The organism is Thermodesulfobacteriota bacterium, from assembly GCA_040758155.1.
GTDB lineage: Bacteria > Desulfobacterota > Deferrimicrobia > Deferrimicrobiales > Deferrimicrobiaceae > UBA2219.
Genome location: JBFLWB010000024.1, coordinates 1 through 11,332, shown reverse-complemented (window position 1 = coordinate 11,332; position 11,332 = coordinate 1). Strand labels below are relative to the sequence as shown.

Sequence of the window (11,332 nt, the reverse complement as noted above, 5' to 3'; positions counted from 1 at the left end):
CCGCACGGCGTCCCCCTCCGGCGAGCTTCCGGTGGGGGCGGTCACCGCCCTCGCGGGGGCGCCCTTCTTCCTCTTCCTCCTGCGGCGCAACGGGGGGCGGTCGTGAACCCGCATTTCTCACCAGCGTCCGTAGCGAGGCGGTGGAGACGGGCGTGGCTACAAGGCGTCGCGACCGAGGGCCCCGGAGGCGCACTTGACGGTGCGTCGAGGAGCCCGACCGAGCGCAACGCAGTAGACATGCCCGTATCCGCCGCCGCAGTAGGAGGCTGGTGAGAAATGCGGGTGAAGCCCGTCCTGTCCGCGCGCAACGTGGCGTTCCGGTACGGCGACCGGGAAGTGCTGCGCGGGGTGGACATCGATCTGCGCCCCGGCGAGGCGACGATCCTGCTGGGGCCGAACGGCTCCGGCAAGAGCACGCTGCTCAAGGTGCTGTCGGGGTTTCTTCCGCCGGCGTCCGGCGAGGTCTTACTGTTCGGCCGCCCCCCCCGCTCGTACCCGCGCCGCGAGATGGCGCGGCTATTGTCGGCGGTAGGGCAGGATCCACCGGTGGACTTCCCGATGACCGTGGCGGAATACGTCGCGTTCGGGCGGTTCGCCCACCAGGGCTTCTTCGGGGAGACGACGCCCGAGGACCGGGAGCAGGTCGCGCGGGCGCTCGAGATGACGGAGCTGTCGGAGCTGAAGGACCGCGCGCTGTCGGAAGTCTCCGCGGGGGAGCGGCAGCGGGCCACCGTCGCCCGGTCGGTCGCGCAGGAGGCGGACGTGATGCTGCTCGACGAGCCCACGGCGTTCCTCGACATCCGCCACCGGGTGGCGTTCCACGAGATCGTCGCGCGGCTCAAGGACCACCGCCGGGTCGCCGCGCTGGTCGCCTCCCACGACCTGTCGTTATGCGCGGAGTACGGGGAGCGGATCGTCCTGCTGTCCGAAGGGAAGGTGGCGGCGGAGGGGGCGCCGGAGAAGGTGCTGACGCCCGGGAACATCCGGGCCGCGTACGGAGTCGATGTCGCGTGCGACCGGAATCCCGCGACCGGCGCGATCCGCGTCACGCCGCTGCGGCGGGAGGACCCGGGCAAGGGAAATCGTTAGCGTCACAACAGGGGGGAACCGGGGAAGACGGTGGGAATCCGTCGCTGCCCCGCATCTGTCACTGGAACGAAACCCGCAGGATCGCCACTGGCCTGAAGTCAGGCCGGGAAGGCGCGGGGAGTAGGTTGCCGGAAGCCAGAATACCCGGACCGCCCTGAATCCATGAAGCCCTTTCGAGGGAAAGGAGAAACGATGAAAGAGACGTTCAGGGCGTTGCGTCGGTCGGTTTCGGCGTTCCTGCTGCTCGCGGCGGCGGCGCCATGCCTCCCCGCGGCCGAGGGCCCGGTGGTCATGGACCCCGTGGTGGTCACGGCCACCCGCATCGAAGAGAAGGTTTCCGAGCAGGCGTCCGCCGTCAGCGTGGTGGAGCGCGACGACATCGAGCTGAGGGTCCCGGCGCTGGCCGGCGACGTCCTCCCGGGGCTCCCCGGCGTGGACGTCCAGCGCACCGGCAGCATGGGGAACATCGAGTCCATCCGCCTCCGCGGGGGGCAGGCGACCGGCACCCTCGTCCTGATCGACGGCTTCCCGGTGAACAGCCCGAGCCTTGGGCTGTTCGACATCGGCTCCCTGCCGGCCGCGCGGTTCGAGCGGGTAGAGGTAGTCCGCGGCGCCCAGAGCGCGCTGTACGGCTCCAACGCCATGTCCGGCGTGGTGAACTTCCTCCCGCCGGCCCCGAAGGAGGGCGCTCGCCACGGAGGAGGGATCGCCGCGGGGAGCTTCACGACGCTGCAGTGGAACGCCTTCACCGAGAGGGGCGGGAAGGGAGGGAGCTACCACTTGGGAGGCGCCGGCTTCCGGACCGACGGGATCATGGAGAACGACGACGGCAACCTCGCGTCGTTCCTCGGCGGGGGAGAGGTCCCGGTCGGGGAGAAGAGCAGGGCGCACTTCCTCGTGCTGGGCACGGACCTGGAAAAGGGGATCCCCGTCGATTTCGGCAACACGAACGACGACGACCATCGCTCGACCCGCCGGGGGATCCTCGCGGGCGGGAGGCTGGAATCGCGACTCTCCCAGGCATTGGAGATAACCGCCTCAGCGAGCGTCCACGACGAAAGGTCGCTCCAGAAGGACGCCGCCGACCCCGAGGACCTGTTCCCGTTCTCCTTCACGAGCGACACGAGGACCCGGAAATCCGTCTTCGGGCTCATGGCGCGCGTGATCGGAGGAGAGCGTTCCGACACCTTCGTCGGCGTGGAGTACACCCGGGACCGCCTGACGGGGAAGGACCAGGACAGCTTCTCCGGCGCCTCGTCCTCCTTCGGCAAGACGATCAACCGGTCCGCGTTCCTCCAGCAGGAGTGGCGCCCGGTGAAGGGGACCGGATTGAGCGCCGGCGTGCGGGTGGACCGGAACACGGAGGCGGGGACCGAGGTGAACCCGCGCCTTGCGGCGTATCGGGAGATCGGGACCACGGGGGTGCGCCTTCGGGCGGCGGCCGGCCGCGGTTTCCGGACCCCCACGGTCGACGAGAAGACCGACCCGTCGGTCGGCAACCCGGATCTCCGCCCGGCGAGGTCGTTCTCCTGGGAGGCGGGGGCCGACGCGGTTCTTGCGGGCGGGGACGCCCTCGTTTCCGCGACCTGGTTCTACCAGTCCTTCCGCGACCTGATCGAGTTCGACGGTACCCTGGGGACGGGACCGCAGGGGTTCGGGCAGATGCTCAACAAGGGGCGCGCCTTCTCCCGGGGCGTGGAGGCGTCCGCCGCATGGAACCTCCTGAAGAACGTCGCCGCGGAACTCGCGTACACGTTCACGGACACCTGGGAGGCGCTGGGCGGGCGCAGGATCCTCGCCGTCCCGACGCACCGAGGCAGCGTCTCGCTCGTCTGCACGCCTGCGGCGGGGCTGACCCTCCGCGGGGACTGGCGCATCGAGGACGACATGCTCGACGCCCCGCCGAACGGCGAAGATCCCCGGCGGCCGGGATATTCGCGGGTGGACCTGTTCGGGAGGTACCGCTGGAGGACGCAGGACCCGGAATCCGGCGAGATCGCCCTGGTGGGCAAGGTGTCGAACCTCCTGGACCGGCGGTACGAGGAGCGGAGGGGACACCCCTCCCCCGGGATCGGCGTCCTTCTCGGGATGGAAGTGGTCCTCTGAAAATCGCGCCGGGGCGCGGCATTTCCCGCCCCGGCGCATCTTTACACCCCGCGGGAAACGCGATAGTTTATTCAATTATATGCGTTCCTCCGGGGGTGTCCGCTCGATGGACCGCAACCTCGTCGATAAATGCCGCGTCGTCCTCCAGCAGCAGCTGGACGAGGCGATGGCGGAGGCGGAGCGGACCGTGGTGGACATGACCACCGTCGGGGACGAGAATTTCCCCGACCCCACCGACCGCGCGCTCCTCGAATCGAACCGCAACTTCACCCTCCGTCTCCGCGACCGGGACCGGAAACACCTCGCCAAGATCAAGGAGGCCATCAAGCGGATCGAAAGCGGAACCTTCGGCATCTGCGAGAGCTGCGGGGGAGATATCGACGAAAAGCGGCTCATCGCGAGGCCGGTCACCTCCCTCTGCATCGACTGCAAGACCGAAGCGGAGGAGGAAGAGGTAAGGTAACGCCCGCCAGGGAACTCCCGCAGGTCGCACGGCAGCCGGAGGTCATATGACGGAGTTGCGCAAAGACCCGATCGTGGGCCGATGGGTCATCATTTCCAGGGAGCGCGCCAAGAGGCCCCAGGAGTTCGCGCGGGAGCCCGTCCAGCGGCGGACGGGCATGTGCCCGCTGTGCCCCGGGAGCGAGCGCATGACCCCGCCCGAGATCCTGGCCTACCGCGACGGCGGCAGCCCCAACGACCCGAACTGGACCCTGCGCGTGGTCTCCAACAAGTTCCCCGCGCTGCGCATCGAAGGGGAGCTCGGGAAGGCGGCCGACGGGATCTACGACCGGATGAACGGGATCGGGGCGCACGAGGTCGTCATCGAGACGGAAAAGCACGACGTCGACCTGTTCGATCTTTCGGAGAAGCGGATCCGGGACGTGCTGTGGGCGTTCCGGGAGCGCATCCTCGACCTGAAGAAGGACCGCCGCTTCAAGTCCGTCATCGTCTTCAAGAACCACGGGGCGGCCGCCGGCGCCTCCCTGACCCACAGCCACTCGCAGCTCATCGCCCTGCCGGTCATCCCGAAGCGGGTGATGGAGGAGATGATCGGCTGCCGGGAGTATTATCGCTTCCGGGACCGCTGCCTCCTCTGCGACATCGTCACCCAGGAAGTCGACCAGAAGCACCGCATCGTCGAGGAGACCGCCGATTTCCTGGCCTTCGCTCCGTACGCCCCCCGGTTCCCCTTCGAGACCTGGATCGTTCCGAAGCGGCACCAGTGCGCCTACGAGATGATCGAGGAAGGGCAGGCGATGGGGCTGGCCGCCGTCTTCCGCCGGACGCTCCGCCGGCTGAACATCGCGCTGGAGAACCCCCCGTTCAACTTCATCATCCACAGCGCCCCCTTCGAGGAGAGGGCGGTGGATTTCTACCACTGGCACGTGGAGATCATGCCGAAGCTGACGAAGGTGGCGGGGTTCGAATGGGGATCGGGTTTCTACATCAACCCGACCCCTCCCGAGGAATCGGCGAAGTTCATGCGGGAACTGGCGGAATGAGCGGGAGGAAGGAGGAATGAAGGTCCTCGTCGCGTCTCCCGAGGCGGTGCCGTACGCGAAGACGGGAGGGCTCGCGGACGTCTCCGGGGCGCTGCCCCGGGCGCTGCGCCGGATCGGAGTCGAAGCCGACCTGGTCCTTCCGTACTACCGGTGCGTGGGGAAGGACCGGTTCCCCCTGTGGGACCAGGCGCAGGAGATCCGCGTTCCGCTGGGCCACCGGGAGGAGGCCGGGACGGTCGAGGAGACGGAGGGGGCGGCGGGCGAGCGCGTCTTCCTCGTGCGCAACGACCGGTATTTCGACCGGGAGTTCCTCTACGGGACGCGGGACGGGGATTATGTCGACAATTGCGAGCGGTTCACCTTTTTCTGCCGCGGCGTCATGGAGTGGATCCGGCGGTCGGGGCGCCGGTACGACATCCTCCACTGCCACGACTGGCAGGCGGCGCTGATCCCCGTGTACGCGAGGACGCTCTACGCGGACGGCGAGCCGTTCCGGTCGCTGGCCACCGTCTACACCGTCCACAACCTGGGCTACCAGGGGCTGTTCTGGAACCACGACCTCCCGATGACCGGCCTCGGGTGGGATCTCTTCACTCCGCAGGCGCTGGAGTTCTACGGGAAGATCAACCTGATGAAGGGGGGGCTGGTGTTCGCGGACGTCCTCTCCACGGTCTCCGCGACCTACAGCCGGGAGATCCAGAGGGAGGAGTTCGGGTACGGCCTCGAGGGAGTGCTGCACGAGCGGCGGGAAGACCTTTTCGGGATCGTCAACGGCATCGACTACGACGAGTGGAACCCCGTCACCGACCGCCGGATCGCGGCGAACTTCTCCGCCGCGGACCTCTCCGGGAAGGCGCTCTGCCGGCAGGATCTCCTCTCCGAGTTCGGCCTTCCCGACGGGAAGGAGCTGCTGATCGGCATCGTCGGCCGCCTGACCGTGCAGAAAGGGTTCGACCTCGTCGAGCAGGCCGGCGAGTGGCTGGCCGACCAGCCGCTGCGCATGGTCATCCTCGGGAGCGGGGAGCGGAAGTACGAGGAGGCGATCGCGGACCTCGCCCGGAGGCATCCCGGCCGCATCGCCGTCCGGATCGCGCACGACGAGGATCTCGCGCACAAGATCGAGGCGGGCGCCGACGCCTACCTGATGCCCTCCCGCTACGAGCCGTGCGGCCTGAACCAGATCTACAGCCTGAAGTACGGGACCGTGCCCATCGTCCGCAACACGGGCGGCCTGGCCGACACGGTCACGGACGCCGACGTGAGCCCCGGGGAAGGGACCGGATTCGTCTTCCAGGGGTACGACCCCGCCGACATGAAGGACGCGGTCTCGCGGGCGGTCGCCGCGTTCGCCGATCGTCCCCGCTGGGAAGGGATCGCGCGGCGGGGAATGGCGAAGGATTTCTCCTGGGAGGCCTCCGCCCGGCAATACGTCGACCTTTACGGGAAGGCGCTCCGGAAACGGGGGCGGGAAGGGTAGCGCCACCGCATGTCCGACCGAATGGACAAGCACTCCTTCCTCGCCCTCCTCTCCCGGGTCGTAGAGATCTCCAACTCGAACATCCTGGTGGAGAACCGGCTGAAGTCCATCTGCGACCTGCTGTGCCGCGAGGGCGGGGTCGACGGCGCCGTCATCTTCCGGCGGGAGCCGCGGGGAGAGGACCTGGTGCCGTGGATCGCGTCCGGCGCCGGGAGCGACGTCGCGGGACAGCCGGAATTCGCGATCCGTTCCGGGGAGGGGGTCGCCGGCAAGGCGGCGTACCGAAGGGCGCAGGTGTTCTTCCCGGACGTGAAGGAGACGCCCCCCCCCCAGGCGGTCCCCCGGGAGCTCGACGACTTCGCCTCGATCCTCTCCGTCCCCGTGATGGACGACGTCTACCTGTACGGAGTCATGAACCTGTCCACGCTTCGGCCCGCCCGGTTCACCGAGGAGGAGCGGGCGTTCTTCCAGGTCGTGGCCACGGAGTCGGCGGGGGCGATCCGCAACAGCAAGCTGTACCACGACGCCCGGAAGCGCGTGTCGGAGCTCATCACGCTGAACGAGATCGGCCGCGCGATCATCTCCTCCTTCGAGGTGCCGGACATCCTCGGCTACGTCTCCAAGTCCACGACGCGGCTGCTGGCGGCGGACGGGTGCACCGTGCGGCTGGCGGCCGGCGGGCGCGGGCCGCTGCGGGTGATGGTGGACGAGGGGTACGGGCGGCCCGGGCTCCGCCGGGAGTTCCGCTCGCCGGGGAAACGGCTGGCGTTCCAGGTTTTCCAGCAGCGTCGGCCGCTGCTCATCAACGGCCCCGACGATTCCCCTCATTACGACGAGCTCGCCTCGCGCGGCATCGTCTCCTACTTAGGGCTGCCCATCGTTTCCAAGGAGCAGTCGCTGGGGGTCATCAGCTACTACTCTTCGACCCCCGGGCAGCACTTCGACATGGAGGCGGTGCACCTGATGCAGACGGTCTGCTCCCAGCTCGCGAACATGATCGAGCACGCGACGACGCTGGAAAAGGCGCGCCGGCTGGCGCAGGAGAACCAGGACAAGGTCGGGCGGATCTCCGCGCTGCATGACATCGCCCGGGTGATGATGTCCACCGTGAAGACGGAGCGGCTGATCCAGTCCATGCTGTTCTCGCTCGTCTCGACCGGGGGGCTGAAGTTCAGCCGCGCGATCCTGTTCCTCCTCTCCGAGGACGGCAGGCAACTCGTGGGCCGCATGGCGATGGGGCCCCGGGACCGGAAGGAGGTCCGGTGGATCGACCGCCTTCCGCGGGAGCTGCTCGAGGAGGGTTCCGGGGAGGCGCGGGAGGGGATCCGGGAGCTGTTGTGGACGGACGTGGACAGGCTGCGGATCCCGATGGGGGACGCCGGCTGCATGGTGGTCCGCTCGGTGCTGGAGAAGCGTCCGATCCTGTCCGCGAACCGGTGCGACGTGCCCGATTCTGAGAAGGCCCCCGATTTCTGCGCGGGGTTCTGCGGGCATCACTCGGCGGTCTTCGCATCCGTCCCCCTCGTGATCAAGGGGAAGCCGCACGGGGCGATCTACGTCGACAACATGTTCCGGGACCGCGACCTTACCGACGAAGACGTCCAGGTCCTCACGACCTTCGCATCAAACGCGTCGCTTGCCATGGAGAACGTCTCCCTGTACGAGTCGCTCGAGAACGCGCTCCACACCGTCCGCTCGACGCAGGACCGCCTCCTCCAGAGCGAGAAGCTCATGGCGCTGGGCGAGATGGCCGCCCGGATCGCGCACGAGATCAAGAACCCCCTCACCGTGATCGGGGGGTTCGCCCGGCGGATGGCGAAGGCGGAGAATCCGGTGAGCGACCGGTCCACCGTGGAGCGGTACGCCCAGATCATCCTGAAGGAGGTGCAGCGGCTCGAGCGGATCATCCACGAGACGCTTTACTTCTCCCGGGAGGCGGCTCCCGAGCTGCGCAGCCTGGATCTGAACCGGCAGGTCCGGGAGGCGCTGGCGGTATTCCGGGACGAGCTCCAGGAGGCCCGCATCGCGACCGGGACCGACCTCTCCCCGGACCTCCCCGTGATCTTCGCCGACCCGGACCAGATCGAGCAGGTGCTGTGGAACCTCATCAACAACGCCATCCAGGCGATGGAAGGCGGCGGCACCCTCACGATCACCACGCGCCCCTCCCTGCCTCCCGAGCCGGCGGGGGTGACGCTCCGGGTGAGCGACACGGGCGGCGGGATCCCGCACGACGCGGTGCACAACATCTTCAACCCGTTCTTCACCACCAAGGCCAAGGGGACGGGGCTGGGGCTGACCATCGTCCACGCGATCGTGGACCGGCACGGAGGGGAGATCCATCTGGACAACCAGGAGGGCCATGGCGTAACCTTCTCCATCTTCCTCCCCCTCATCCCGAAGGAGACGGGGGCGGGCGACAGAATCCTCGGGCAGATGAGAAAGGGCGATGACGGCGAAGACGCGACTGGCTGAGATCCGCGGGAAGGCGGAGGCGGGGGAGCGCCTGTCCGAAGACGACGCGCTCGCGCTCTACCGGAGCAGGGACCTTCTCTCCGTCGGCGAGATGGCGGAGGGGGCGAACCGCAGGAATAACGGGGACCGGGTGCACTTCATCGTGAACCGGCACGTCAACCCCACGAACATCTGCGTGAACCGGTGCCGGTTCTGCGCCTTCAGCAAGGGCAAGGAGGAGCCGCTCGCCTACACGATGACGACGGAGGAGATCCTCCGCCGGGCGGCGGAGGCGCAGGAGCAGGGAGCCACGGAGATCCACATCGTGGGAGGGCTGCACCCGGAGCTGCCGTTCGACTATTACCTCCGCATGCTGCGCGCCCTCCGGGAGCGGTGCCCCTCGCTGCACATCCAGGCGTTCACCGCCGTGGAGATCGACTATTTCGCGCAGATCACTGGGCTGCCGCTGGCGGAAACGATCGCGCAGCTCAAGGAAGCGGGGCTCGGGAGCCTCCCCGGCGGCGGCGCCGAGATCTTCGCCCCGGAGGTCCGCAGGGAGATCTGCCCGGAGAAGATCTCCGGCGACCGGTGGCTCGAGGTGATGGAGGCGGTCCACGGCGCCGGCCTGAAGAGCAACGCCACCATGCTGTACGGCCACGTCGAGACGCTGGAGTCGCGGGTCGACCACATGCGGCGCCTCCGGGAGCTGCAGGACCGCACGGGCGGCTTCCAGTCGTTCATCCCGCTGGCCTTCCACCCGAAGAACACCGACATCGCGAAGGGGCACACGACGGGCGTGGAGGACCTCCTGGCGCTGGCGGTAGGGAGGCTCTACCTCGACAACTTCCGGCACGTCAAGGCGTTCTGGATCAACATCGGCGCGAAGCTGGCCCAGGTCTCCCTCCATTTCGGCGTGGACGACATCGACGGCACCGTGGTGGAGGAGCGCATCTCCCACGCGGCGGGGGCGTCGACGGGGCAGGAGATGACGGTCGAAGAGCTGGTGACGCTGATCCGGCAGGCGGGGAAGATCCCCGTGGAGCGCGACACGCTCTACAACGTGATCCGGGAGTGGCCGGCGGAAGGGTCCCCGACATGACGACTTCCCACAAGGTGATCATCGGGGACTCCCGGTGGATGAAAGAGCTCCCGGACGATTCCGTCCACCTGGTCGTGACGTCGCCTCCCTACTGGCAGTTGAAGGACTATGGAACCGACGGGCAGATCGGATTCAACGACAGTTACGAGGATTACATCAACAACCTGAACCTCGTGTGGAACGAATGCCGCCGGGTGCTCCACGACGGATGCCGCCTGTGCATCAACATCGGCGATCAGTTCGCCAGATCGGTGTATTACGGCAGGTACAAGATCATCCCCATCCGCACCGAGATCATCAAGTTCTGCGAAGCCGCCGGCTTCGATTACATGGGCGCCGTGATCTGGCAGAAGGTCACCACGTGCAACACGACCGGCGGCGCTTCGATCATGGGCTCGTTTCCGTATCCGAGGAACGGAATCCTCAAACTGGATTACGAATTCATACTGATCTTCAAAAAATACGGGGTATCGCCCAAAGTGTCGGACGAAGTAAAGGAACAATCGAAGATGTCGACGGAAGAGTGGAACCGGTTTTTCGCCGGCCATTGGAATTTTCCGGGGGAGAAGCAGAACGGGCATCTTGCGATGTTCCCCGAGGAGTTGCCGAGGCGCATCATCCGGATGTTCAGTTTCGTGGGGGACGTGGTGCTCGATCCCTTTCTCGGCAGCGGAACGACTTCGGCGGCCGCGAAAAAGCTGGATCGTAATTCCGTCGGATACGAGATCAATCAGAGCTTCGTCCCTGCGATCATCGAAAAAGTCGGCGGCGACCAGCCGGAGCTGTTCGGAGACTCCCGCCTTGAAATAGTGAGCACGAACCGGCGGGAGCCGGACTACGCGGCAAGGATAAAAGAGTTGCCGTATGTGTTCTCGGATCCGGTCCGGTTCGACAAGAAGGTCGATCCGAAGAAGATTCGATTCGGTTCGAAAATCGACGGATCGGATCCTGCCAGGGAGACGTTTTTTACCGTTTCGGAGGTCTTGTCTCCCGAGGTGCTCGAATTGAACAACGGCATGGCTGTCCGCCTGATCGGAATCAAAGAGATTCCCCGGAAAAAAGCCGAAGCAATGAAATTCCTGAAGGATAAGATGAACGGCCACAAAGTGTATCTGAAATATGACAGCTTGAAGCATGACCCCGACGGTCGCTTGATGTGCTATGTCTACCTGGCCAACAAGACTTTCGTCAATGCCCACCTTGTCAAAAGCGGTCTGGTTGACGTGGAGACCGGATACGATTTCCGCTACAAGGCGAAATTTCTTTCCCGGAAAGAGGCGGTGTGATGCCGAAGGAATGGATCCTGAACCAAGCGAACATGCGGTGGGGGCTGACCAAGAAAAGTCGGGTGGGTGCTGTTGCGGACCTGATCCGGAAATGCGCCCCAAAGGAATTGGCTGAATGGGAGGGATATTACTATGAGAACGGTTATAAAAAGGGGCATCTGGAAGACTTGGGAAGGAAGCTGTTTGTGAAGGTATCAGAGGTATGCAGGGCGGAAATTGAAGACGTTACGGAACAAGATTGCATCGATTTCATCATCAATCTGGTTATCAACCGAACCTTCGATGGCTATCGATCAGAGATTCAGACGATTTATGG

The 11,332-nt window shown here is 66.2% G+C and carries 9 protein-coding genes and 1 riboswitch; all 9 genes read left to right on the top strand.

Annotated features, from left to right (window positions below; all coding sequences use genetic code 11):
* Positions 1–276: 276 nt before the first annotated feature.
* Positions 277–1,089, top strand: a complete 813-nt coding sequence (locus tag AB1346_01785) for an ABC transporter ATP-binding protein (protein ID MEW6719162.1) — start codon at positions 277–279, stop codon at positions 1,087–1,089.
* A 20-nt stretch (positions 1,090–1,109) separates the two neighbouring features.
* Positions 1,110–1,235, top strand: a riboswitch (cobalamin riboswitch).
* Positions 1,236–1,281: 46 nt separating this feature from the next.
* The gene (locus tag AB1346_01780) at positions 1,282–3,195 is read left to right on the top strand and encodes a TonB-dependent receptor (protein ID MEW6719161.1); all 1,914 of its coding nucleotides are present in this window, start codon (positions 1,282–1,284) and stop codon (positions 3,193–3,195) included.
* Between the two features lie 106 nt (positions 3,196–3,301).
* A complete protein-coding gene (dksA, locus tag AB1346_01775; protein MEW6719160.1) occupies positions 3,302–3,658 on the top strand; it encodes an RNA polymerase-binding protein DksA in 357 nt (118 codons plus the stop codon).
* Between the two features lie 46 nt (positions 3,659–3,704).
* Positions 3,705–4,700: a galactose-1-phosphate uridylyltransferase gene (galT, locus tag AB1346_01770; GenBank protein MEW6719159.1), complete on the top strand. Its 996-nt coding sequence runs from the start codon at positions 3,705–3,707 to the stop codon at positions 4,698–4,700.
* A gap of 16 nt (positions 4,701–4,716) precedes the next feature.
* Positions 4,717–6,177: a glycogen synthase GlgA gene (glgA, locus tag AB1346_01765; GenBank protein ID MEW6719158.1), complete on the top strand. Its 1,461-nt coding sequence runs from the start codon at positions 4,717–4,719 to the stop codon at positions 6,175–6,177.
* A gap of 9 nt (positions 6,178–6,186) precedes the next feature.
* Positions 6,187–8,652: a GAF domain-containing protein gene (locus AB1346_01760; protein ID MEW6719157.1), complete on the top strand. Its 2,466-nt coding sequence runs from the start codon at positions 6,187–6,189 to the stop codon at positions 8,650–8,652.
* Complete coding sequence (gene mqnE, locus AB1346_01755) at positions 8,627–9,730, top strand: aminofutalosine synthase MqnE (GenBank protein MEW6719156.1); 1,104 nt, start codon at positions 8,627–8,629, stop codon at positions 9,728–9,730. The genes AB1346_01760 and mqnE overlap by 26 nt, the downstream gene beginning before the upstream one ends.
* A 38-nt stretch (positions 9,731–9,768) precedes the next feature.
* Positions 9,769–11,016 carry a DNA methyltransferase gene (locus AB1346_01750; protein MEW6719155.1) on the top strand — a complete coding sequence of 416 codons (1,248 nt, stop codon included), beginning with the start codon at positions 9,769–9,771 and terminating at the stop codon, positions 11,014–11,016.
* On the top strand, positions 11,016–11,332 hold a 317-nt coding region (locus tag AB1346_01745; protein ID MEW6719154.1), incomplete at its 3' end, for an MjaI family restriction endonuclease. The genes AB1346_01750 and AB1346_01745, both read left to right, overlap by 1 nt.

Excerpts from the sequence above, each read along its gene's own strand:
- galT (MEW6719159.1), top strand. The coding sequence starts at position 3,705 with ATGACGGAGTTGCGCAAAGACCCGATCGTGGGCCGATGGGTCATCATT.
- glgA (MEW6719158.1), top strand. The coding sequence starts at position 4,717 with ATGAAGGTCCTCGTCGCGTCTCCCGAGGCGGTGCCGTACGCGAAGACG.
- AB1346_01780 (MEW6719161.1), top strand. The coding sequence starts at position 1,282 with ATGAAAGAGACGTTCAGGGCGTTGCGTCGGTCGGTTTCGGCGTTCCTG.
- AB1346_01750 (MEW6719155.1), top strand. The coding sequence starts at position 9,769 with ATGAAAGAGCTCCCGGACGATTCCGTCCACCTGGTCGTGACGTCGCCT.
- dksA (MEW6719160.1), top strand. The coding sequence starts at position 3,302 with ATGGACCGCAACCTCGTCGATAAATGCCGCGTCGTCCTCCAGCAGCAG.
- AB1346_01785 (MEW6719162.1), top strand. The coding sequence starts at position 277 with ATGCGGGTGAAGCCCGTCCTGTCCGCGCGCAACGTGGCGTTCCGGTAC.
- mqnE (MEW6719156.1), top strand. The coding sequence starts at position 8,627 with ATGACGGCGAAGACGCGACTGGCTGAGATCCGCGGGAAGGCGGAGGCG.
- AB1346_01760 (MEW6719157.1), top strand. The coding sequence starts at position 6,187 with ATGTCCGACCGAATGGACAAGCACTCCTTCCTCGCCCTCCTCTCCCGG.